22 protein-coding genes are annotated in these 21,800 nt (G+C 71.4%); 11 read left to right on the plus strand and 11 right to left on the minus strand.

Annotated features, from left to right (window positions below):
• Positions 1 to 177 precede the first annotated feature (177 nt).
• Both B207_RS34495 and B207_RS0118350 read left to right on the plus strand, forming a co-directional pair.
• The gene (locus B207_RS34495; RefSeq protein WP_018638037.1) at positions 178 to 1,125 is read left to right on the plus strand and encodes a patatin-like phospholipase family protein; all 948 of its coding nucleotides are present in this window, start codon (positions 178 to 180) and stop codon (positions 1,123 to 1,125) included.
• Positions 1,122 to 2,156 (plus strand): 1-acyl-sn-glycerol-3-phosphate acyltransferase, encoded by a 1,035-nt coding sequence (locus B207_RS0118350; RefSeq protein WP_018638038.1) that lies wholly within the window; start codon positions 1,122 to 1,124, stop codon positions 2,154 to 2,156. The genes B207_RS34495 and B207_RS0118350 overlap by 4 nt, the downstream gene beginning before the upstream one ends.
• A 44-nt stretch (positions 2,157 to 2,200) precedes the next feature.
• Here B207_RS0118350 and B207_RS0118355 read toward each other — a convergent pair whose 3' ends face one another.
• The 3 genes from B207_RS0118355 to B207_RS0118365 all read right to left on the minus strand — a co-directional run bounded on the left by B207_RS0118355 (position 2,201) and on the right by B207_RS0118365 (position 6,738).
• Entirely contained in the window at positions 2,201 to 4,099 is a 1,899-nt protein-coding gene (locus B207_RS0118355; protein ID WP_035741190.1) for a PAS domain-containing protein, read from the minus strand.
• Between the two features lie 87 nt (positions 4,100 to 4,186).
• A complete protein-coding gene (locus B207_RS0118360) occupies positions 4,187 to 5,077 on the minus strand; it encodes a DUF5995 family protein (protein WP_018638040.1) in 891 nt (296 codons plus the stop codon).
• Between the two features lie 185 nt (positions 5,078 to 5,262).
• A complete protein-coding gene (locus tag B207_RS0118365; protein WP_026311193.1) occupies positions 5,263 to 6,738 on the minus strand; it encodes an acyl-CoA carboxylase subunit beta in 1,476 nt (491 codons plus the stop codon).
• Positions 6,739 to 7,022: 284 nt separating this feature from the next.
• On the opposite strand from B207_RS0118365, the gene B207_RS0118370 reads away from it, so the two are divergent.
• The 3 genes from B207_RS0118370 (at position 7,023) to B207_RS0118380 (ending at position 9,072) form a co-directional block, all read left to right on the plus strand.
• The gene (locus tag B207_RS0118370) at positions 7,023 to 7,400 is read left to right on the plus strand and encodes a GntR family transcriptional regulator (protein ID WP_026311194.1); all 378 of its coding nucleotides are present in this window, start codon (positions 7,023 to 7,025) and stop codon (positions 7,398 to 7,400) included.
• Positions 7,401 to 7,489: 89 nt separating this feature from the next.
• Complete coding sequence (locus tag B207_RS0118375) at positions 7,490 to 8,389, plus strand: ABC transporter ATP-binding protein (protein WP_035741193.1); 900 nt, start codon at positions 7,490 to 7,492, stop codon at positions 8,387 to 8,389.
• Positions 8,386 to 9,072: a hypothetical protein gene (locus tag B207_RS0118380; RefSeq protein ID WP_018638046.1), complete on the plus strand. Its 687-nt coding sequence runs from the start codon at positions 8,386 to 8,388 to the stop codon at positions 9,070 to 9,072. The genes B207_RS0118375 and B207_RS0118380 overlap by 4 nt, the downstream gene beginning before the upstream one ends.
• 10 nt (positions 9,073 to 9,082) lie before the next feature.
• Here B207_RS0118380 and B207_RS0118385 read toward each other — a convergent pair whose 3' ends face one another.
• Both B207_RS0118385 and B207_RS0118390 read right to left on the minus strand, forming a co-directional pair.
• Entirely contained in the window at positions 9,083 to 9,457 is a 375-nt protein-coding gene (locus B207_RS0118385) for a fluoride efflux transporter FluC (protein WP_018638048.1), read from the minus strand.
• Positions 9,454 to 9,939 (minus strand): fluoride efflux transporter FluC, encoded by a 486-nt coding sequence (locus B207_RS0118390; protein WP_230205094.1) that lies wholly within the window; start codon positions 9,937 to 9,939, stop codon positions 9,454 to 9,456. Before B207_RS0118390 ends, B207_RS0118385 begins: the two co-directional genes overlap by 4 nt.
• A 32-nt stretch (positions 9,940 to 9,971) precedes the next feature.
• Here B207_RS0118390 and B207_RS0118395 point away from each other — a divergent pair, with 32 nt between their 5' ends.
• Positions 9,972 to 10,214, plus strand: a complete 243-nt coding sequence (locus tag B207_RS0118395) for a hypothetical protein (protein WP_195905314.1) — start codon at positions 9,972 to 9,974, stop codon at positions 10,212 to 10,214.
• A 133-nt stretch (positions 10,215 to 10,347) separates the two neighbouring features.
• Here the strand turns inward: B207_RS0118395 and B207_RS0118400 are convergent, their stop codons facing one another.
• The 4 genes from B207_RS0118400 to B207_RS0118415 form a co-directional block, all read right to left on the minus strand.
• The gene (locus B207_RS0118400) at positions 10,348 to 10,635 is read right to left on the minus strand and encodes a DUF1540 domain-containing protein (protein ID WP_018638052.1); all 288 of its coding nucleotides are present in this window, start codon (positions 10,633 to 10,635) and stop codon (positions 10,348 to 10,350) included.
• Between the two features lie 369 nt (positions 10,636 to 11,004).
• The gene (locus B207_RS0118405; protein WP_026311195.1) at positions 11,005 to 12,384 is read right to left on the minus strand and encodes a helix-turn-helix domain-containing protein; all 1,380 of its coding nucleotides are present in this window, start codon (positions 12,382 to 12,384) and stop codon (positions 11,005 to 11,007) included.
• Between the two features lie 326 nt (positions 12,385 to 12,710).
• Positions 12,711 to 13,457 (minus strand): SDR family NAD(P)-dependent oxidoreductase, encoded by a 747-nt coding sequence (locus tag B207_RS0118410; protein WP_018638053.1) that lies wholly within the window; start codon positions 13,455 to 13,457, stop codon positions 12,711 to 12,713.
• A 78-nt stretch (positions 13,458 to 13,535) separates the two neighbouring features.
• Complete coding sequence (locus B207_RS0118415) at positions 13,536 to 14,003, minus strand: cupin domain-containing protein (RefSeq protein WP_018638054.1); 468 nt, start codon at positions 14,001 to 14,003, stop codon at positions 13,536 to 13,538.
• Between the two features lie 395 nt (positions 14,004 to 14,398).
• Here B207_RS0118415 and B207_RS0118420 point away from each other — a divergent pair, with 395 nt between their 5' ends.
• Positions 14,399 to 16,306 carry an ABC transporter ATP-binding protein gene (locus B207_RS0118420; RefSeq protein ID WP_018638055.1) on the plus strand — a complete coding sequence of 636 codons (1,908 nt, stop codon included), beginning with the start codon at positions 14,399 to 14,401 and terminating at the stop codon, positions 16,304 to 16,306.
• Positions 16,307 to 16,473: 167 nt separating this feature from the next.
• Complete coding sequence (locus tag B207_RS0118425; protein WP_018638056.1) at positions 16,474 to 17,076, plus strand: NADPH-dependent FMN reductase; 603 nt, start codon at positions 16,474 to 16,476, stop codon at positions 17,074 to 17,076.
• Positions 17,077 to 17,202: 126 nt separating this feature from the next.
• Here B207_RS0118425 and B207_RS0118430 read toward each other — a convergent pair whose 3' ends face one another.
• Complete coding sequence (locus B207_RS0118430) at positions 17,203 to 17,640, minus strand: nuclear transport factor 2 family protein (RefSeq protein WP_018638057.1); 438 nt, start codon at positions 17,638 to 17,640, stop codon at positions 17,203 to 17,205.
• Between the two features lie 75 nt (positions 17,641 to 17,715).
• Positions 17,716 to 18,108 carry a VOC family protein gene (locus tag B207_RS0118435; RefSeq protein ID WP_230205095.1) on the minus strand — a complete coding sequence of 131 codons (393 nt, stop codon included), beginning with the start codon at positions 18,106 to 18,108 and terminating at the stop codon, positions 17,716 to 17,718.
• 424 nt (positions 18,109 to 18,532) lie between these two features.
• Here B207_RS0118435 and mdoC point away from each other — a divergent pair, with 424 nt between their 5' ends.
• The 3 genes from mdoC to B207_RS0118450 form a co-directional block, all read left to right on the plus strand.
• Positions 18,533 to 19,858: a glucans biosynthesis protein MdoC gene (mdoC, locus tag B207_RS0118440; protein WP_018638059.1), complete on the plus strand. Its 1,326-nt coding sequence runs from the start codon at positions 18,533 to 18,535 to the stop codon at positions 19,856 to 19,858.
• A 194-nt stretch (positions 19,859 to 20,052) separates the two neighbouring features.
• Positions 20,053 to 20,823: an SDR family NAD(P)-dependent oxidoreductase gene (locus tag B207_RS0118445; RefSeq protein WP_026311197.1), complete on the plus strand. Its 771-nt coding sequence runs from the start codon at positions 20,053 to 20,055 to the stop codon at positions 20,821 to 20,823.
• 411 nt (positions 20,824 to 21,234) lie between these two features.
• Positions 21,235 to 21,800, plus strand: a 566-nt coding sequence (locus tag B207_RS0118450) for an acyl-CoA dehydrogenase family protein (protein ID WP_026311198.1), incomplete at its 3' end; no start/stop codon positions are given.

Raw genomic sequence — 21,800 nt, forward strand, 5'->3', positions numbered from 1 at the left:
ACGTCCGCTATTCCGCGCGGGCGGCGGCCAAAACCCCGCGATGCCCGCATGCACCTCGAATCCGCCACCCGCGGACCTGTCCGACAGTTCTGATCATCGGCCGCTCGCATGGGTGCGCGTCCGCGTGGGTAGCAGCGTCCGGTGACCGCTGTTACGCCCACTGCCCAGGCGGGCCCGGTGGCCTTCGTGCTCGGTGGCGGCGGGGTGCTCGGCGCCGCGGAGGTCGGCATGCTCGGCGCGCTGCTGGACGCCGGCACCCGGCCCGACCTGGTCGTCGGGACGTCGGTCGGGGCCATCAACGGCGCGGTTGTCGCCGGTGATCCGACAGCCGCCGCGATCGGTCGGCTGACCGAGCTGTGGTCCGATCTCGGCAACTCGGAGGTGTTCGCGGGCGGGCCGGCGAAGCGCCTGGCGACGGTCGTCCAGCATGGCTGTCTGCATTCGAACGCGCCGTTGCGGCGGCTGCTGCACCAGCATCTCGCGGCCACCTTCGAGGAGCTGCCCGTCCCGTTCCAGTGTGTCGCCGCCAGCATCGAGCGTGCGGCGGCGCACTGGTTCGGGCAGGGGGCGCTCGTCGACGCGGTCCTGGCATCCTGCGCGGTGCCCGCGCTGCTCCCGCCGGTGAGGATCGACGGCGAGCACTACGTGGACGGTGGCCTGATCGACAGCACCCCGGTGGGCCGGGCGGTGGCCCTCGGCGCGCGGACGGTGTATGTGCTGCACGTCGGCCGGATCGAACGTCCGCTCAGCCCGGGGCGCTGGCCGTGGGAGGCCGGGCTGGTCGCCTTCGAGATCGCCCGCCGCCGTGGCTTCGCCGACGCGATGGCGAGTCTGCCGGCGGGGGTCGCGGTGCACGTCCTGCCGGTGGGCAGCGAGAACGGGCCGCCGCTGCTCGGGCTGCGTTACCGGTCGGCCGCCGGGGTGCGCCGCCGGATCGAGCAGGCCCGCCAGGCCACCGCCGAGTACCTCGAACGGATCGGGACCGGTGTCCCGCCGCAGGCACCGTCCGTGTCCGCCACACCGGCCGGGCCTGCGCCTGCTGCGCCTGCTGTGCCCGCTGCGCCGTCCCGGCCATCTGTACCGCCCGCGCCGCCCGGGGTATCGGGGTCGGGTCGGGCCAGGTGAGGGTCCCGCCGCGGGCCGTCCGCCGGCTGGTCATCGATCCGGTTTTCGTCCCGGCCGCGGTCGCGGGGACGGCGCTCGGGGCCGCGGTGGCGGTGCTGGGCCTGATCGGCGCGCCGCTGGACCGGAGGTTACGGCTCAGTCGCATCGCCGCGCTGGCCGCGACCTACCTTGCCGTCGAGGCAGTAGTGATCATTGCGGGGTTCGGGCTCTGGCTGGTCCGGCCGCTGCTGCGAATGCGGTGGGAGCGGGCCCATCTCGCGTTGCTGCGCGGCATGCTGGGGCTGGTCATGGCGGCGGCGCGCCGGCTGATGAGCTTCCGGCTGACCGTGCACGAGCCCCCGCCGGGGGTGCCGGGGTGTGTCGGCCGCCCTGTGTTGGTCGCGAGCAGGCACGCCGGTGTCGGCGACTCGTTCGTGCTGGTCGACCTCGTGCTGAACCGCTATCAGCGAATCCCGCGGGTCGTGCTGCTGGCCAGCCTTCAGCTCGACCCGGCGATCGACATCCTGCTCGGCCGGCTCGGCGCCTGTTTCCTGCGGACGGACGGCGCCGACGCGACGGCCGTCGCGCGGGTCAACGAACTCGCGGCCCGGCTGACCGACCGGGACGCGCTGGTCATCTTCCCCGAAGGGGCGAACTTCACCGCCAGGCGCCGCCAGCGGGTGATCACCGGGCTGCGCCGCCGCGGGCAACGCGCCCACGCCCGGATCGCAGAGGACCTCACCCACGTGCTCCCGCCGCGGCCCGCCGGGGTGCTCGCCGCGCTGGACGCCGGCACCGTCACCGGGACGGTCGTGGTTGCCCACACGGGCCTGGACAGCCTGGTCACGCCGGGTCTGGTGTGGCAGGCGCTGCCGCTGCGGGAGCCGATGGAGGTGCGCTGGTGGTGGATTCCGGCCGGCGAGCTCCCCGCGGTGGGCACGGAGCGCACGGACTGGCTGACCATGCAGTGGGCGGTGGTGGACGCCTGGATCGACGCCCACCGGCCCGCTGGCCCCGTTAGCCCCGCCGGCCCGCAACCATCCCAGGCCTGACCCGGCGCCGGCCGGACGGAGGGGCTCACGAGGGCTGGAGGGGCTCACGAGGGCTGGAGGGCGAAGATGGTCCGGCGGATTTCCTCGATGGTCTGGTCGAGGGCGCTGGTGGCGGCGGTGAGGCGGGCCGCGGCGAGATCCCCGATCAGGCGGACGAGGGACTGCAGCTGCAGTCCGATCGCGAACAGCCGCTGGATGACCTGGTCGTGCAGGTCCCGGGCGATCCGGTCCCGGTCCCTGAACACCGCGAGCCGGGCGCGTTCCTGCTGGGCGCGGACGAGTTCGACGGCGAGGGCGGCGTCGTTCGCGAACGCCTGCACCAGTTCCACGTCGCCGGGTGGGCGTCGGGTGCTCTCCGCATGATTGCCCAGGATGAGAACGGCCGGCGACTGGTCCGTGATACGCATCGGGACGATCAGTGCGGTGGCGAACGAGACGTCCGGTGCGGGCAGGACGCGGCTGCCGCGAAGGTCGAGGCAGTCGAGGAGCACCGTCCGGCTGCGGGCCAGTTCGTCGCGGATCTGGCTGCCGGCGAGCCCGATGGTCAGGCCGCGCAGCGCGTCGGGCCGGAGGGGCAGGTCGGAGGCGACGTCGGCCGCGGTGAGCACCAGGTTGCCGTGTTCGTCGGGGACGGCGATCGCGGCGAGGTCGACGGCCGCCATCTGCCGCGCCATGGCCACCACCGCGTCGAAGGCGGCGGGCATGCCGGGTGCCGTCAGCACGCCGGCGGTCATCCGGGCGCTCGCGGCGAGCCAGGCCTTGCCGCGTTCGGCCCGTTCGTACAGCCCGCGCAGCTCGTGTTCGGCCCGGTCCCGCTCGATGGCCGCGGTGAGGACGTGCGCGACAGCCTGGACGAACGTCTTCTCGTCCTCGCCGAGCTGACGCGCTGCCGGTGGCCAGACCGCCAGGAAGCCAACCGGAGACCACACGCCGCCGATCCGGGCGGTGACGATGGTCGGCTCCCCGTCCGGGATATGGCCGTCGGGCCGGACCAGCTCGCACCGCGTGCCGTCGAGGACGGAGGTGATCAGACGGATCGCCTCGGCGACCAGCGCGTCGACTCCGGAACCGGACACGGCCTGGCTGCCGAGCCGGGCCAGGCCCGCCTGCCGGTTCTCGGCCCGGCGCAGGTCGGTGATGTCGGTGAGGACGACCGCCAGCACCTCCTCGCCGTCCTGCAGACTGGGGATCACCGATACCCGCAGGGACATGACGGGCCCTCGCCCGACGGTGACATCGAGGTCGCCGGTCTGGGCGTGGTTGGTGCGCAGGGCGGTGGGCACCATCCCCCACTCACCCCCGAGGGGCCGCTGCCGCGGATCGGCCGGCGACAGCAGGTCCACCAGGTCGGAGAGCGGGGCGCCGAGACGCTGCGGGGTGCCGGCGACCCGGTCGATGACCGGGGAGGTGCGCCGCAGCCGCAGGTCGGCGCCGTAGACAGCCACGCCGACCGGCAGGTCGCCGCCGCCGACCTGGGCCGGGACCAGCTCGAGCAGGGCGGCATGCTCCCCGATCGTCTCCGTGCCGTGGCGCGACGCGCTGACGTCCAGGATCGTGCCGGTGTTGCCGACCACCGCACCCGTCTCGTCGCGGATCACCATCGCCCGGATCTGGACCCTGCGGTAGCCGCCGTCCCGGGTGCGGTAGCGGGTCTCGTGGTGGCAGTGATCAGCGCCGCCGGCCACCACCCCCATGAACAGGGCGATCGTGTACTCCAGCTCGTCAGGGTGGACGTAGTCGAGGAAACGGGTTCCCAGGCTGGGCCCGGTCTCGAAACCGGTGAGCCTCTCCCACGCCTTGTTGAGATAGGTCCACCGGCCCTCGGCGTCGGTCTGGAACACCACCTCGCCGAGTGTGTCGAGCAGCTGGGCGGCGTCCACCCGCCGGTCACCAGCCGGCCCCTGCTCGGGTATCTGCACAGTGTCACGCGACACCGATGTCACCGACGGCCCCCGATCCATCGTGAGAGTGGACCGCTGGTGCCGGTGGCCCGCGGGTGAGCCGGCCACCGGCACCAGTCGGTCACGGCATCAGGAACGTGCCATGCAGTAGGCGTCCCTGTCCTGGCCCGGCGGAAGAAGGCCGGGTACGGAGTACACCGTCCGCAGGGTGTTCGCGGTGACCGCGGCCGCCGTCTCGATCTCCTTCTCGACGCGGGCGCGTGCCTCGGCGGTGGGAGCGTTCACCAGGCGCTCGGCGTTGCGCCAGGCAGTCTCCCGCCAGGTCACCAGCAGCTGCATGAGCACGGTGTACGACAGGCCCAGCGGGGTCGCGATGTTGTCGATCGAGGGGTCGAACCGGTCGGCCGCCTCCCGCAGCAGCGGATCGACGACCTGGTTGAGCATGACGTTGACCTTGTCGTGGTCGGGCTTGCGGCTGCGGCCGTCCGCCGAGACCAGCCCCAGCGAGGCCAGCACGAACGGCAGATCCCGGTTCACGTGCGCGTTCATGCCCAGCAGGATGTTTCCGGCGCCGGTGAGGCGGCGGCCCGCTGCCGCGTCGAACGCGATCCGCCACGCCGCGGGAACCTCGGCGCCGTCGCCGGCCCGCCAGCTGTCGTGGGCGTGGAAGTAGTACGCGGCGAACACGGCGTCTTCGGTGTTGACGTGGGAGACGTCCTGGAAGAAACCAGGCTGCGCCGCCACCCGCCGGTATTCCTCGGTGGTGCGCAGGTAGGTCAGCGCGAACACCGCGTTGTGGTCACAGCTCGCCGCCAGTGGGTCGTAGCGGTCCTGCATGCGCGCGATCGTCGCGTCGACGCACCCGGGGTCGCCGTCGATGCACTCCTGCACGTCGGCCGGGGCATACGCGGTGGGAAGCGGCGGCAGCAGGCCCGACCAGCCGATGAACAGGGGCGTTGCCGCCGAGGCGGGGACGGCCGTCCAGAAGGCGAGCCCTACCGCCAGTGTTCCTGAGACCAATGAAATGAATGCACCGGCGATCCGACTCCATCCAGCAGGCGAGAACGTCATGGTTCCGCATCATAGGGCCGTCATCGGACGAAAACTTCTCGCGCTATCATTAGATGAAACTAGAATCGAATACCTTTTAGGCCTTTCGTGCTCGCGCCAGATCTCCGGAACGGCGCATCAGGTCGCCGGAGGTGCTACAGGGGGATGTTGCCGTGGTCGCCCCGGCGGGCGGGTGCGCCGGCGAGGGCTTCGGCGAGGTGGCGGCGGGTGTGCGCCGTGTCGATGACGGCGTCGATGACGCCGAGGGCAAGCCCGCGGTCGACGCCGCCCGCGGAGCGGGTGTGCTCCTCGGCGAGCTCGGCGAGCACCTTCGGCCGTTCCTCCTCCGACGCGGCGGCCAGGGTGCGCCGGTGCAGGATGCCAACCGCGGCCTCGGCCCCCATGACGGCGATCTCGGCTTCCGGCCAGGCGAGGACGGCGGTCGCGCCGAGCGAGCGGGAGTTCATCGCGATGTACGCCCCGCCGAACGACTTGCGGGTGACCAGCGTGACCCGGGGCACGGTCGCCTCGGCGAACGCATAGAGCAGTTTGGCGCCGCGGCGGACCACGCCGTCCCATTCCTGCCGAACACCGGGCAGATAACCGGGGACGTCCACGAGCACCACGAGCGGAACGCCGAAGGAATCGCACATCCGGACGAATCGGGAGATCTTCTCCGCGCTGAGCGAGTCCAGGCAGCCGCCCTTGCGGATCGGATTGTTCGCGATGACTCCGACGGGCTGGCCGTAGAGGCGGCCGAGGCCGACGACCGCGTTCGCGGCCCATTTCGGCTGGAGTTCCTCGAACGGGTGCGGGCCGTCGTCGAGGATGCGCAGGATCAGCGGCCGGACGTCGTAGGCCCGGCGGGGCCGTTCCGGCAGCAGCGCGCCCGGGTCGGGCCGCAGGTGCTCGTCCGCGTCCAGCCTGGCGGTGAGGCCGGGATCGAGGACGAACGGGCCCGCCCCGGCAAGGAGGCCGGTGATGCGTCGCGCCCGCGCGAACGCGTCGCTCTCCGAGGACGCCTGCACGTGGACGACGCCGGACCGGCGGCCGTGGGCGTCGGCCCCGCCGAGGCCCTCCATGTCGATCTGCTCACCGGTCACGCTGCGGACGACGTCCGGGCCGGTCACGAAGATGCGGCCGGCCGGCGCCATGATGACGACGTCGGTCAGCGCCGGTCCGTAGGCGGCGCCGCCGGCGGCCGGCCCCAGGACCACCGAGATCTGCGGGATCTTCCCCGATGCGTGGATCATGGCGGAGAAGATGCGGCCGATGCCGTCGAGGGACTGCACACCCTCGCCGAGGCTCGCCCCGCCGGAATGCCACAGGCCGATGACGGGGTGCCCGCTGCGCACCGCCTCCTCGATGGCGGCGGCGATCCGGGCGGCACCCTCGGCGCCTAGGGCGCCGCCCATGCGGGTGCCGTCCGTGCAGAAGGCGACGGCGATGTCACCGTCGATCCGGCCCCGGCCGGCGAGCACGCGGCTGCTCGCCGCCGCGGCGCCGGCGCCGGGGAACGGGACGAACGAGCCGGGGTCGAACAACTGGGTGAGCCTGTGGTGGGGCCCGCGCCGGTCGTCCTGTTCCGGAATGACCACCCGGAGCCGATCGCCGCTTGCTACCTCCGTCATGTGATCCCTTCCCAGCTTCGGCGGCCGTCGGAGGGGACACCTCCGCGGCACCGGCGGAAGACGCCCGCCGCCCGTTCGGCCCGCTCGGCCCGGTGGGCCCACCGGGCTCCATCACGTCCAACTGGTCCGATGATGACGAGAGGTGCTTACGGATCTCTGTAGCGGCGCTCAAGTCCCGGTGAACACTGCCGGTCACAGCAGTCGCCTGACGATCTATGGTTCACTGGTACATTAGTTGAGTAACTAACCAGTGATCGGCGCCGGGACCGGCGCAGGGGGTGGCTGTGCTGGATGACGGAACGCCGCTGTTCGCCCAGATCGCTGGGCAGCTGGCGGACGAGATCGCCGACGGCTCGCTGGCGGAGGGCGAACGCGCCCCGTCCACCAACGAGCTGGCGGCGTACCACCGGATCAACCCGGCCACCGCGGCGAAGGGCCTCAACGTGCTGATTGACGACGGACTGCTGGAGAAGCGCCGGGGTGTGGGCATGTTCGTGGCGGCCGGCGCCCGCGACCGCCTGCTCGCCGACCGGCGCAGGTACTTCGCCGAGCGCTACGTGCAGCCCCTGGTCGCCGAGGCACAGCGGCTCGGGATCGATGCCGACGCGCTGGTGGAGCTGGTCCGCGAGGCCGGCCGGGTTCAGGAGGCGGGAGCACTGTGACGGCGTCCGTCCCGACTGGCGGTGCCGCGGCCCAGGCCGGCCCGGCGGCTGAGCCGGCCTCCGGCGTGGCTCCTGGCCCGGTGCCTGTCTTGGTGCCTGTCTCGGCCACCGGCCTGACCCGCCGGTACCGCGGTCACCTCGCCCTCGACGATGTGACGATCGACTTCGGTGGGCCGTCCATCATCGGGTTGCTGGGGCGTAACGGTGCCGGGAAGACGACGTTGCTGAGGCTCGTCGCCGCCCAGGAACTGCCGTCGCAGGGGCAGGTCCTGGTGTTCGGCTCCAGCCCGGTGGAGAACGACGCGGTGTTGCGGCGCATGGTGTTCGTGCGTGAGGACCAGGTGTTTCCCGATTTCAAGGTCCGTCATGCGCTGAAGGCGGCGTCCTGGTTCTATCCGAACTGGAGTGATGCGGCCGCCGCGGCGCTGGTCGAGGAGTTCGAGCTGCCGACCGGGCGGGCGGTGAAGAAGCTCTCCCGCGGAATGCGATCGGCACTGAGCATCGTGATCGGCCTGGCGGCCCGGGCGGAGGTGACGCTGTTCGACGAGCCGTACGCCGGGCTGGACGCCGTCGCGCGCCAGCTGTTCTACGACCGGCTGCTGACCGAGTACGCCGAGCATCCCCGGACGATCGTGCTCTCCACCCACCTGGTCGACGAGGTCGCCGGCCTGCTGGAACGGGTGGTGATGATCGACGGTGGCCGGGTGGTCCTCGACGCGCCCGCCGACGATCTGCGCGGTGCGTTCACCGCCGTGAGCGGCCCGGCCGCCGCGGTGGAGACCCTCGTCGAGGGACGTCGCGTCTGGGGCCGCCGCCGGGTCGCCGCCCGGGAGTCGGTCGTGGTCGGCCCGCTGGACGGCATCGACCGGCTGCGCGCACGGGACCTGAACCTGCGCCTGGAAACCCTGTCGCTGCAGCAGGTGATGGTGCACACCTCGGGCCGCTCGGACGGCGGCCCGGCGGGGTCGCCGGAGAGGACAAGCGCGTGACCAGCTGGAGCACCATCGTCAGGGTTGCCCGCTACCATTTGATCCAGCGTCCCATCTACCTGTCGCTGCCCTGGGCGCTGACCATCTTCAGCCTGGTCATCAACCTGGTGATCGCGTCCCAGACGCCCACCAGCAACACCGGCGGGCTGCTCACGATGTACTCGTGGATGTTCGTCGGCGGCCTGCTGAGCACCACCCGCTCGTTCCCGTTCGGGCTCACGCTCGGCATCAGCCGGCGCTCGTACTACCTGGGGACCACGGCACTCGCGGTCATTCTCGCCGCTGGCAACGGGGCCGTGCTCACCGCGCTGCACGCGCTGGAGGGGACCACCGACGGATGGGGCGTCGGCCTGCACTTCTTCCGGGTGCCCTACATTCTCGACGGCCCCTGGTATCTCACCTGGCTGACGTCGTTCGTGGGCATCGGGCTGCTGTTCGTGTACGGCATGTGGTTCGGCATCGTGTACCGGCGCTGGAATCTCACCGGGCTGGTCGCCTTCCTCGCCGGCCAGATGACGCTGGCGCTCGCCGTCATCCTCGCCGTGACCTGGACCGATGCCTGGGCGGCCACGGGCCGTTTCTTCACTGACCTGAGCGCGACCGGGCTCACCGGGATCCTCGCCGTGCTCACCGCGGCGCTGTTCGCCGGCGGGTTCACCACGATCCGCCGCGCCACCGTCTGACCGGAGGGCGTCAGCCCCACCACAGTTCGGCGATCCCGACGCCCGCGGCGGCAGCGGCGAACGTGGCGAGCACACTGCCCGCGACGTTCGCGGCGGCCAGCAGCAGGGCACCCTCCTCGACGAGCAGCAGGGTCTCGTAGGAGAAAGTGGAGTAGGTGCTCAGAGCGCCGCACAGCCCCGGCCCCAGCAGCAGCGTGAGGCTGTCCGAGGCGGCCCCGGCGGCGACGGCGCCGGTCACCACGCCCAGAACCAGGCTGGCGACGACGTTCACGGCGAACGTCCCCCAGGGGAAGCGGCTGGAGTGCCGGGCCTGCACGGCCCGGTCGGTCAGGTAGCGCAGCGGCGCGCCGACCGCGGCGCCGGCGATCACCAGCAGCCAGGTCACCCGGCCTCCTCGCGCACTGCCTGTCGGATCTCCCCGAGCTGGCGGGTCACCGCGGTGGCCGCGCTCACCGCGACCAGCGCGCCCAGCACCGTCCCGCCCAGATAGGCGAGGGCGAACCCGGCTCGACCGGCGGTGACCAGGCCGCGCGCTTCGACCGCGTAGGCGGAGAAGGTCGTGAACCCGCCCAGTACCCCGACGCCGAGGAAGGGGCGGACCAGCGGATGCACCCCGTGACGCTGGACCCCGTGACGCACCGAGATCACCGCCATCAGCACGCCGATAGCGGCGCAGCCGGCCAGGTTCACTCCGAGAGTCGTCCAGGGGAAGGCCTCGGCCGGGGTCGGCCAGAGCAGCGACGCCCCGCGGCGCAGGCACGCTCCGGCCGCGCCGCCGACCGCGATCACCACCAGCAGCGACAGCGGAGCGCGCCGGCCGCCGGCCACTGCCGGCCCCGCGCGGCCCCGGTCGTTGCGCTTTGCCACCACAGGTCACTGTAGCCGCCCGTGCGCCACCCGTGCCCTGGGGAAGAGGCGGGCCAGACCCTTCGGACGACGGCCGGCCCACCTTCAACTCCGAGTTGGGGCGAACCCGCATCGAAGGTGAGAACGTCGTCTCCACCTTCGACATCGCGCACAGGCCCGACATGCCGAACTTCCCGGTTCTCTACCAGGGCGGCATCCGGTACCGCTGGGATGGCGAGGAAACCTACGGAATGCTGGAGCGCTCCACCATGCGCGACAAAATCATCTGGTCCTGACCGGTCCTGACCGGTCCGGCCGGGGTCTTCGTCGGCAGGCCGGCGGGAAGTACACCTCGACCACCGGGCGGCGGAACGCGGCGCCGGTGGTCGAGGTGTGCCGGTCAGTGGCTGATCTACCGCACTCCCACCGTCACTTCTGGTACGTGAGGCAGTCCACGCCGTTCAGGTTGAAGCCGACGGTGATGCCGTCCGCCCTGCAGGTGAACTCCTTGTTGTGCTTGCAGTCGGTGACCTTACAGGCGCCGACATGACCGGTTTCGGACCTGCTCCCGCCCTTGGAAGGCGCCACGAAGAAAGTGTCGCAGTGTGCCACCAGGGCACCCGAATCGCCCACCGTGATGGCCGGGGCGTGGCAGGCCTGCTTGTTGTTGTACGCGCACGCGTCGACCGCGCATTTCGTGATAACGGGAAGTTCCATGACTCTCCTCGTCTCTGTCGGTCCTCGCTGCGGAGGAAAAACCCTGCGACCACTTTTTAGAAGTACCGCAGGCCTCCGTCAAGACGATCGTGACCGACGAGAAATGGAGGAGAGGGAGCCTTCTGGTCGTGGCTAGCCCCGCATCCCGCCGGCGCCGCTCCTCTTTCGAGAACCGAAGACAGGTAAGGCTAACCTGAATTCATGGTCGGGCTGATGAAGTGCCGCCAGGATGTCGCATGAAAGGTCCGGAGCGCCTTCCGCGGGCCGGGGCCACGGCATGGTTTGCCCTGACCCCGAGCACGCAGCCGCCCGTAGTGTCGGAGGAAGTCAGGAAACCTGTGCTGCCGCACCGTTGTCAACCGCGTTGCCTCAGCGCGGTGACGGGATGGCGAAGTAGCCGAGGACGTCGACTCCGTGGCGGGCAAGATCCTCGTCGGTCAGGCCGGCCTGCTGATGCGCCTCGCGGGGGAGGGCGGGCAGTTCGGCAAGATCAACCAGCATGAAGTAGACACGTGTCGTGATTCCGGAGTACCCGCCGTAGCCGAGGTTGTACGGCTGGACCATGAAGCAGTTCTGATCGGTCAGTTCCAGCGGATGGCCGGGGAAGAACCGGCCGGTGCCGGGGTTGCGGGCCGGGGTGGAGTCCGTCGTCGTGGGATCGGCCCAGGCCGCCGCCACCAGAATCCTGCCGTCGGCGGGGCGGGAGTCGAGCTGGCCACCCAGCATCACCGAAGGACTCCAGGCCGGGAAGTACTGGTACGAGGCCGCCGTGACCCGAATGCCGCCCGGTTCGCTTTCCGGGCCGTCGATGATCTCGGCGGTGGTCGGCAGTGGCAGTGTGTAGCAGCCCGAGGTAGCGGCCGCGCCTCCGCTGCCCGCGCCTGCCCCTGGAACAGCCCCCGCAGCAGGCGCTCCGCCCTGGCCGGAGGCTTCGAACGGCGGGGGCAGCCCGGGCCCCGGCGGGGGACCGGGCCCTCCTACCGGCGCCGGAGCCCCGGGACCGCCCGGACCGAACGGCAGCGGCTTCACGCCGTCCCCCGGACGGGACGAAGCCTGCTCGATGCCGCCTGGTTCCAGCACGACGGTGGAATCATCGTTGGTCAACACGAACACCATGGCCGCGACAGCCGCGACGGCGGCGAGCAGCGCCGAACCGGTCAGCGCCCGGGCTGTTCGCTGCGACAGCTGGGCCGCCCCCGGCTCGGCCGGCTCGACCGGCGCCGCTGACGCTGCACCGACCGGCTCGACCGGCTCGACCGGCTCGACCGGCGTGGCCGGGGCGCTCAGGGCGTTCCGAGTCGCGGAGATCTCCGCACCAGCAGGGACGTCCGGGCCGGAGCGGTCCACCCGAGTCTCGGAGCCAGCCAGGTCGGTAGGAGCACCGGGGACGCCGGGGACCGCAGCAGAAGGCGCTGCGGGGATCTGAGTCGGGCCGCTGGCAGCCGGCTGGGGACGGGGCACGGGAATCGGCCGCGGGTGCAGCCGGTGCCAGGCGGCCAGCCAGGCGTCCCGGCGGTCGGGGTCGTAGGCCTCCGCGATCAGCGTGAGCGTTTTCAGTGTCAGCCGGCGGCGCCCGTTGCGCAGGTCGTTCACGGTCGTCTTGGAGACGCCGACGCGCCTCTCGACCGCGCGGTCGTCGGACGTCCCCAGCATGTGCACGACCGCGGCGCGCAGTTCATCGGTGCTGGAGATCCCGTCCGGCCCGGTGCCCGGGCCCGCGGAGTCCCTGTCCGGCGGTCGCTGCGTCATCGTTCCCTCGGTGTCGTCGCCTTCCAGGCGCTCTGTGTCGTCGCCTTCCAGGCGCCTGTGCTGTCGCCTGCCAGGCGGTTGTCCGCCGCGCAGATTGCCCTGCACCACAGCGATTGTCCCAGGAGCGACCGTACGGCAGGACAGGACGGGACAGGCAGGACGTGCCGTTCTCCGCAGGGGATGGCCCGGGATCAGGACACGGATAACCTTTGTCTGGCGTTCGGGGGGACGTCCAGCAACCGGGCGCCGGGTTCAGACCCGGTGCCCGGAGGCTGGCAGACCTCGAGGCCGCCAAGGCCAGGGGCTGGCGGACGGGGCGCCGCCGGTCAGCTGACGGTGAGCCCGTTGTCGATGGTGTAGACGGCGCCGGTGATCGCCCGGGCTTCGTCCGAGGCGAGAAACGCGAACAGCGCCGCGATGTCCTCCGGTTCTGCCAGGCCGCGCATGCCCGCCATGCGGCGGGTCAGGTCGGGGTCCATGCCAGCCGGGAACGTCGCTCCGGTGGCGATGTTGGTCCTGGTGCCGGCGGGCGCGATGGCGTTGACCCGCAGCGGCGTCTTGAGGAACTCGACGGCGAGTGAGCGGGTGAGCTGGATGATGCCGCCCTTGCTCATGCTGTAGGCCGCGGAGTACGGCACACCCTGCAGACCCGAGTTCGACGCGATGTTGATGATCGACCCACCGGTCTCCAGCAGGTGCGGGATGGCTGCCTGGGCGAGGAAGAACGCGCCGTCGAGGTTCACGCCCATGACCCGCCGGTACTGCTCTACCGACGTCTGGGTCGTGTGCGCGGCGAGGTAGATGCCGGCGACGTTGCCCAGGATGTCCAGGCGCCCGAACTCCGCCACGCAGGCGGCCACCGCCTCGGCGCACGCCGCCGGGTCGCTGACGTCGGCCTGGCGCACCGACACCCGGCCGGTCGTGAGCGCCTTCGTCTCGGCGAGCCGGCCCTCGTCGATGTCCAGGCCGAGCACGGACGCGCCCTGGCTCGCGAGGCGTAAGGCGATCGCGCGGCCCATACCGGAGCCGGCCCCGGTGATCAGTGCGGCCCTGCCGTCGAATGATGCGGTCATGGGGTGAGTCCTCCGTGTCGTCAGATCAGGGGTTGCGGACGTCGACGTGCGGGTTGCAGAGGCGACGACAATGCCAGGTCAGGATGTCGGGTCCTGATCGACGAAGATCGCGGGTTCGCCGGAGTGGATCTCGATCCATTCGGCGCCCTCCTCTCCTGCCCGCCAGGCGTAGAGCAGGTCGGGGGTGAAGAAGCCCATTCCTGGGCCGACCCGCCGCCGTCCGAAGACGAGTTCACCGCGCAGGACGTAGTTCAGCTGATGGGTGCCGTGGCGGTGGGGTTTGACCTGCTCGCCGGGCTGGGCCTTCTCGTGGAAGACGGAAAGCCGCGGCGTCTGGACGATTGTCTTCGTGACGAGGTCTCGCCCGAGGAGGTCCAGGTAGCCCTGGACCTCCTCCCCGTCGCCGAAGATCTCGGCGTTGGTGCGGCCCGGGAGCTCGTCGACGTCGAAGAAGAACTGCCGGGGCCGCTGCCCGTCCTGGGCCTGGGCCTGGTTCGGCTGCCGGTCCTCGGGCTCCTGGTGCTTTCCGGCGGGCTCGTCAGCCATTGGCTGACTCCTTCCGAGTTGGTGGGGTTACATCCTCATGTTCCCCCTGGTAGTAGGCCGAAGGGACCAGAACTGGCCGCCCGCGCCCGCGCCCGCGCCCGCCGAACGCCGAACGCCCCGTCTCCGGCCGGGAGGAAGCCCTTCCACCCGGCCAGTTGACCCGAGATGCCCGCGGGCCACCGCAGACCACGACGAATGGCGGGGAGGACGATCGTCGGGTCGCTGACGCTGGTGCGGTGAAGCAGGATCCTGAATCTCCCGGTCCCGTTCCCGTCCAGCGGCCCGCCGCGGCCGCGCCCGCGCCTCCCCCCGGGCCTCCCCCCGCGGTGGCGCCGACCCCCGCGGCGGCGCCGGTCCCGGCCGCGGGGAGTAGCCCCACACCGGGCCGTGACCAGGTGCTGACCTACGGTCGGGAGGATGATCCCAAGGTCCGGGCATGGTCGAAGCACGACCTCACGATGAGCCGCACGGGCGTCCTCGCGATGGGCCGGCGGCTACCCGGCCTGCTCCGGCTGGCCTGGTCGCTGGCCTGGGAAGCCGATCGGTCGGGGCTGATCGCCCTGGTCAGCCTGCGGGTGCTGGCAGGAGTGGTCGAGGCCGTCGGGCTGCTTGCGGTGGCGGGCGCGCTGACCGCCGTGCTCAGCGAGGGCCCGACCCCCGACCGGCTGCGGGAGGCGCTGCCCGCACTCCTGATCGTCATCGGGGCCGGGGTGCTGCGGACCGCGCTCTCTCTGATCACCAATCTGCTGCAGAGCCGGTTCGGCCCGCGGGTCGATCGTGTCTCGCTCGTCCGGCTGCTTGACCTGGCGACGCGGACGTCCGTCATGTCCTTCGACGACCCGCAGTTCGTCGACGATCTCGACGCGGCGGAGCGCGGTGCGACCAGCGGGCGCAAACTCGTCGACGACGCCGTCGAGGTGTTCACCTCGGGAGTGCAGATGGTGGCCGCGGGCGGAGTCCTCACCGCGCTGCATCCCGTCCTGCTGCCGTTGCTGGTGGCCTCGATCCTGCCGGACGGCTGGGCGTCGGCGCGGTCGGCACGGCTGGCGTACCTGTCGTGGCTGGGGCGGATCCGGCAGGTCAGACGGCAGTTCATGCTGCGTCACCACATGACGGCACGCGACTGCGCGGCGGAGATCCGCTCCTTCGGTCTGAGCCGGTTCCTGCTCGACGAGTACGAGTACCTGGCGCGGGACATCGAGGCCGAGCAGATCCGGGTCGGCCGCGGCCAGGCGAGGTACCGGCTGACCGGCGAGCTCGTCTCCGGCCTCGCCCTCGGCGCGGTCTACACGACGCTGGTCCTGCTGCTGAACGCCGAGATCATGCCACTGGCGGCGGCGGGAACCGCGGTGCTGGCGATCCGGACCGGGCGCGGAGCACTCTCCACCGCTCTGACCAGCCTGAACAGTGCGTACGAGAACTTCCTGTATTTCGACGAGTACCGCTCGTGGATGGCGGAGGCGGTGCAGCGTGTGCCGGTGACACGCGCCGGCTCGGCTCCGGCCGAGCCCGCGGTCATCCGGGTCGAGGACGCCACCTACACCTACCCGCAGACCGACACCCCGGCGCTGCACGGCGTCACGGTGGAACTGCGCCGCGGCCAGGTCGTCGCGTTCGTCGGGGCGAACGGCAGCGGCAAGTCCACCCTCGCGAAGGTTCTAGCCGGCCTGTACGAGCCGGACTCCGGCCAGGTCACCTGGGACGGGGTCGACCTCGCCGGCGTCGACCCGGCCAGCGTCCGGTCCCGGATCGGGCTGATCCCGCAGCAGTACACGCAGTGGCCGATGTCCGCCCGGATGAACATCGCCGTCGGGGAGATCAGCCGGCTGTGGGCCGAGGGCCCGGACAGCGTCATCCCGGCAGCGCGCGCCACCGCCGCCGACGAGGTGATCGACAAGCTGCCGCACGGCTACGACACCTCGCTGGCCAGGCAGTACAGCGCCGGGCACGATCTGTCCGGCGGGCAGTGGCAGCGAATCGCCTGCGCCCGGGCGGTCTACCGGGACGCCCCGGTGCTCATCGCGGACGAACCGTCCGCGGCCCTGGACGCCCGCGCGGAGCAGGCCCTGTTCGACCTGATCCGGGACCTGGGCCGCGACCGGGCCGTCCTGCTGATCACCCATCGGCTGGCCAGTGTCCGCACCGCCGACCGGATCTACGTCCTCGACGAGGGCCGGGTCGTCGACCAGGGCACGCACCCTGAGCTGATGGAGCGCCCGGGGATCTACCGGGACCTGTTCACACTCCAGGCCCGCCACTTCGTCGACCTGCCTGATTCCGGCCGGGAGGCTGTGGACGCCTGACAGGACGGCCGGTGCCGCCCGCCTCGATCCGGAGTGTGAGGTGGGACGCGGCTGGGCGGGGAAGGATCGGGCGGCCAAACTGATTGAAGCCTCAAGAGAATGGCAGCCCCGGAACCACGCCGGGCACCACGGAGCGGCACGTGTCGCGCGGCCAGAGCGGAGATCCCATGTCCAAGCCCCTTCTGCAGGTCATCGTCGCCAGCACGAGACCGAACCGGGTCGGTGCGGCGGTGGGCTCGTGGATCGCCGAGGCAGCCCGGGCGCAGGGCGGGTTCGACGTCGAGGTCGTCGACCTCGCCGACGTCGACCTGCCGCTCTTCAACGAGCCGCACCACCCGATGACCGGCAACTACGTCCACGACCACACGAAGCGGTGGAGCGCCATCGTCTCGCGCGCGCAGGCGTTCGTGGTGGTGACGCCGGAGTACAACCACAGTTTCCCGGCCTCGCTGAAGAACGCGCTGGACTATCTCGCCCGCGAGTGGCGCTACAAGGCCGTCGGCCTCGTCTCCTACGGCGGGGTGTCCGCCGGCCTGCGGTCGGTCGCGCAGCTCAAGCCGGTTCTCGCCGCGCTGCGCCTGGTGCCGGTGACGGACGGTGTCTCGGTGCCGTTCGTCGCCCAGCGGCTGGACGAGTCCGGAACCTTCCGCAGCGACGAGGTGCTCGACGCGTCCGCGAGGAAGATGCTCGAAGAGCTGGTGACCGTGGGCACCCCGCTGATCGCGCTGCAGGAGCCCGCAGCCACCTCCATTCCCGCGCCGAGGGCCTGAACCGCCGAGGGCCTGAACCGCCCTCCGAGGGCCTGAACCTGCGCGCCGTCGCGCCCTTGGCCGGGTGCGCGGGGCGCGCAGGGGTGACGTCCGCTCGGCCGCTGCCGGGGGCCTCCGGCAGCGCTGCTACCGGGGGCCTCCGGCAGCGGCCTCGAACCAGACGTTCTCCTCGACGAGTTTCCTGCTCTTCCAGCCCTCGCCGGTACGCACCATCTGATGGCGGTAGAACCCGCCGCAGTAGCTGAGGCCGGAGGTGCCGGGCAGGATCATGGGATTGAAGAACATCGCCAGCACCTCGGCGGTGTCACCGTCCAGGGTGATCTCGACATTGGTGATGTAGTGCTGCGTCATCGGCATTGCGCCGATGCCGGCGCGCAGCCAGGCGCCCATGTCGTCGCGTGAGCCGAAGCTGGTGGGTGAGGAGCTCGCCGCGCGGAAGTCAAGGAAGGCGTCGGGGGTGAAGACCGTCTCCCACAGCTCCCAGTCCTTGGTGTCGACCCCGCGGGCGTAGCGCGCGAGCACCTCGTTGATCTCGATCCGGTCGGCGACTTCCTGTAAGTCCATGGGTTCCCTTCACGAAGACGGTGGCCGTGACGTGGTGCCCGGCCCGTGCCGGTCACCACCGTGCCGAGAGTGGTCCTAGCCCGGCGCGGGGCTGCCGGCCGGGTGGCGCAACTCCCAGCGGTTGCCGGCCGGATCGGCGCAGAACAGCACGGTCAGGTCGCCCCGCCCGGCGGACCGGAACGTGATTCCGGCGGCGGCGAGCCGGGTCTCGAGCACCACGACGTCGTCGTCGACCTCGATCGCCGTGTGCGCGCGGGCAGCGGGCCGGTGCTCGGGGTCGATGCTGAGATGGATCTGGCTGCCGTCGGTCGCCTCGTACCACCGGGCGACGCCGGCGAGATCCGCCGGCACCTCCATCCTGCGGTAGCCGAGAACGTCGACCAGGAACGCGCCCTCGACCTCCTCGAGGCCAGGTGGCACACCCAGGTTCGCGTGGTGGAAGCGTGGCATGGCTTTCCAAGCTGCCATGAAAGTGAGCCACGCGCCAGCGCCTGCGCTCGCTGACCGCGGCGCGGGGGTGTCGCGGGAGCGGCCAGCCCGTGCGGGCCTCGTGTGCCGGGCGTCCCGCCGCCGCTTCCCGCCGCTTCCCGCCGCTTCCCGCCGTCGCGGCCGGGAGCGGACCGCTGCGCCCACCTGGCCCATCGTCCTCATTTCCCGCAGGACTTCGGTGCTTTATCGCTCTCCTTCCGGACGCTCGGGAGGTGACCTTTCTCCCGGTCGTGTCACATCTCATTCGAGAAATGCGGGTGAGTATGGCATCGATGCGGTCCGAGGTCTTTCCAGGTGCGTAGCATCTTCGCCGATGTCCTGGTCGCCGTGCGGTCCACACGGCGGCCCAGGACTGTGAAACGGGCATCGGTCGCGGGGCGCGCGGTGAAAGGGGCTGGGACCTGTGACGGAGCCGCAGAAGGCGCCCGACGAGGGCGGGCGTGATCACAGCCTGGACGCGCTGCGCGGCATCCTCATGCTGGTGGGCGTCTTCGTGCATGTCGCTACCCTGGGCGTCGACCCGGTGTTCGACGGCATCGCGCGGGCCTCGAGTCTGTTCCGCATGGAGGCCTTCTTCGTCATCTCCGGATTTCTTTCCGCGATGCTCGTCGCGAAGCACGGCGCGGTCCGCACCATGCGCCGGAGATTCGCCGCGGTGGGAATCCCGCTGCTCGCGACGTTGGTGCTGGTCAATCCGCCGACCCTCTGGATGATCAGCGTCTTCCACGGCCGGGAGACATCCTTTCCCGACTATCTGCGGGCTGCCGCCGGGCCGGCGCTGACCGGCCGGCTGAACTGGTACCTGCACCTGTGGTTCCTGCTGGTACTGCTCGGTTTCGCGCTGCTCACCCCGGCAGCGGTGCGCGCACTGGCCGCGCTGACCCGGACCCGCGGCTACCAGCGGGTGACGGCCGGGCGGCCGGCGGCGATGACCGCGCTCACGCTGTCGGTGCTGGCGGTCATGGCCGCCGGGCGGACGTGCTGGAGCGTGGCGATCGAGCCGGTGCTCGGCTCGGGCTTCCACGCCGACATCGTCCGCAGGGTCCTGGAGTTCCTGCCGTTCTTCCTGCTCGGTCTGCTGCTGCGGCTGGACCAGGCCCGGCTCCTGCCCGTCTTCCGCCGGCCCACCCCCGCCCTGTTCGCGGTCTCCGGGTTGCTGCTGCTCGCCTCCTGGCGGCAGTGGGTGGACGTCCTGTCGGCGGGCACCGGCCGCCTGCTCGTCGAGACCCTGTTCGCGATCCCGGTGACGGCGACCCTGTTCGCGGTGGCAGGCCGGTTCGGGGCCCGGCCGCATCCCGTCTTCCAGTACCTCTCGGACGCGTCCTACACCGTCTATCTGTTCCACTTCTTCTGGATCTTCTTCTTCGCGCGGGTTCTCGGCCTGGACCCCGGCCTCGGGTTCGGCCAGATGACGCTGCTCGTCGTCGCCACCTACGCCGCCACGTTCGCGACGCACCACTTCGCCATCCGGCGGTCCGCGCTGCTGCGGATGATGTTCAACGGCAGGCGGGCGACCACCCGAGGCCGCGGTGTCGCCGGCCAGGGGAGCGGCCCGACGCCGGAGCACCCCGGTCCGCCGGCTCTGGCGGCCCCGGGGAAGCCCGGCCTGCCGCGACCGGCGCGTCCCGTGACCAGCAACCCGCGATCGACCCGGATCGCGCGGTGCTCGGCCAGCCCGAGGCTGCCACACCACCGGCGGACGACGCGGCCAGCGCGGCGAGGAGGCTGACCAGAACGGCGTCCACGGCCAGCCCGCAGCGCCGCAGCGCCTCGCCGCCGCACTGGCCGTGTCGGATCCCTGGCCGTGCGCGACGTGTCGCCTTCGGGCTCCTGGCCAACCGGGGCGTCACCCGGTGGTGGCTGCGGACGACGGGTGCCCGCCGACCGCCGATCGGCGAGACTCGGACCGTGACTGAAGACGAGATGAGTGCACCTGATCGGATGTTCGACCTTTCGGGGCGGGTCGCCGTCGTCACCGGGGGCAGCAGGGGCATCGGCCGGGCAGTCGCCCAGGGCCTCGCCGCCGCCGGGGCCGACGTCGTGGTCGCGAGCCGCAAGTTCGACGCCTGCAAGGAGGCGGCCACTCAGATCGAGGTGGCGACAGGACGCCGTGCCCTGCCTGTCGCCTGCCACGTCGGCCGGTGGGACGACTGCGACAGCCTGGTGGACACCGTCTACGCGGAGTTCGGTCGCTGTGACGTCCTGGTGAACAACGCCGGTATGTCGCCTGTCTACGACAGTCTTCCCGCGGTGAGCCGGGAGCTGTACGACAAGGTCCACGCCGTGAACGCGAGTGGGCCGTTCCGGCTGAGCGCCCTGGTCGGCACCCGGATGGCGGCGGGGGAGGGCGGGTCGATCATCAACGTCACGACGGCCGGTTCCCTGCGCCCGAACGCGAGCGACCTGCCCTACGCGATGGCGAAGGCGGCCCTCAACGCGATGACGCTCGGCCTCGCCGGAACGTGGGCGCCCAGGGTGCGGGCGAACCTGGTCCTGCCGGGCGCGTTCGACACCGACATCACCAGGGCCTGGGGGCCCGACGCGAAGCGCACCGCCGCCGAGATCAACCCGATGAAGCGGATCGGTGCCCCCGGCGACATGGTCGGAGTCTGCGTCTTCCTCGCGAGCGAGGCCTCCGCCTATGTCAACGGTGCCCAGATTCTCGTCGACGGCGGCCTGTTCCGGACCCTCTGACGGCTACCGGAACACCTGTGTCTCCCACCGCGGACAGGACGTCGGCGGATGTGCGACGAGGCATACCCGCCGCCGTACGGGTGGAGCCTGACAGCGTTTTGACTGGGTTGAGGATGTGGTAGCTTCTTTTTCGCTGACAAGAATCAGCTTCTCGGCTGGAGAGAACTGGTAGTACTCGCGGCCGGGTCGGATGGATCTCCGGTCGCGGGCCGGTCGCCACGGGTGGCATCGGCGTCCGCCAGGCCATCCATGCCAGCGAGCCTGCCGTCGGGTCAGGGAGGACCACGATGTCGATGCCTTCGGAGTCTGCAGCCCGCCACACCGCTGCCTCCGCCCCCGCCTCCCTCGCCGCCGGTCGAAGGCGTCGGGACGTCGGCCTGGTCGGCAGGCACGACAGACGGGGTGGCTGACGTGGAGGTCGCGGAGTTCCGGTCGGCCGTACGGGCCTGGCTGGACGAGAACGATCTGACGCCGGGCCCCGACCACTCCCTCGACGGCCAGGTGGCGCAGCTCGCCCGGGTCCGCCGCGAGCTGTACGACGCGGGGTGGATGCGGTACGGCTGGCCCGCCGAGGTCGGGGGGCTGGGCGGGCCGGCGGTGCTGCGCGCGGTGCTCGGTGAGGAGGTCGCCACCCGCGGCCTGGCCGAGCCGGGCATCTACTCGATGATCGAGGTCCTCGTCCCGACGCTGATCTCGTACGCGCCGCCGGAGCTCGCCGCCGAGATGGTGCCGCTGCTGATGTCGGGCGCGGAGAGCTGGTGCCAGGGGTTCTCCGAGCCCGGTTCGGGCAGTGACCTGGCGTCCCTGTCGACCCGGGCCGAGCCGCGCGGCGACGACTGGGTGGTCAACGGGCAGAAGGTGTGGACGAGCCTGGCCCAGTACTCCCAGCGCTGCGTGCTGCTCACCCGCACCGCGCCGGGCCACGGCGGCATCACGGCGTTCTTCGTCGACATGGACACCCCGGGCATCACCGTCCG

The sequence above is a fragment of the Parafrankia elaeagni genome, assembly GCF_000374165.1.
Taxonomy (GTDB): Bacteria; Actinomycetota; Actinomycetes; order Frankiales; family Frankiaceae; genus Parafrankia; species Parafrankia elaeagni.

Bases quoted from the DNA above. Each gene is read 5' to 3' on its own strand.
- B207_RS0118430 (WP_018638057.1), bottom strand. From the start codon at position 17,640: ATGGACTTACAGGAAGTCGCCGACCGGATCGAGATCAACGAGGTGCTC.
- B207_RS0118425 (WP_018638056.1), top strand. From the start codon at position 16,474: ATGTCCAAGCCCCTTCTGCAGGTCATCGTCGCCAGCACGAGACCGAAC.
- B207_RS0118400 (WP_018638052.1), bottom strand. From the start codon at position 10,635: ATGGAACTTCCCGTTATCACGAAATGCGCGGTCGACGCGTGCGCGTAC.
- B207_RS0118445 (WP_026311197.1), top strand. From the start codon at position 20,053: ATGAGTGCACCTGATCGGATGTTCGACCTTTCGGGGCGGGTCGCCGTC.
- B207_RS0118365 (WP_026311193.1), bottom strand. From the start codon at position 6,738: ATGACGGAGGTAGCAAGCGGCGATCGGCTCCGGGTGGTCATTCCGGAA.
- B207_RS0118435 (WP_230205095.1), bottom strand. From the start codon at position 18,108: ATGGCAGCTTGGAAAGCCATGCCACGCTTCCACCACGCGAACCTGGGT.
- B207_RS0118405 (WP_026311195.1), bottom strand. From the start codon at position 12,384: ATGACGCAGCGACCGCCGGACAGGGACTCCGCGGGCCCGGGCACCGGG.
- B207_RS0118410 (WP_018638053.1), bottom strand. From the start codon at position 13,457: ATGACCGCATCATTCGACGGCAGGGCCGCACTGATCACCGGGGCCGGC.
- B207_RS0118415 (WP_018638054.1), bottom strand. From the start codon at position 14,003: ATGGCTGACGAGCCCGCCGGAAAGCACCAGGAGCCCGAGGACCGGCAG.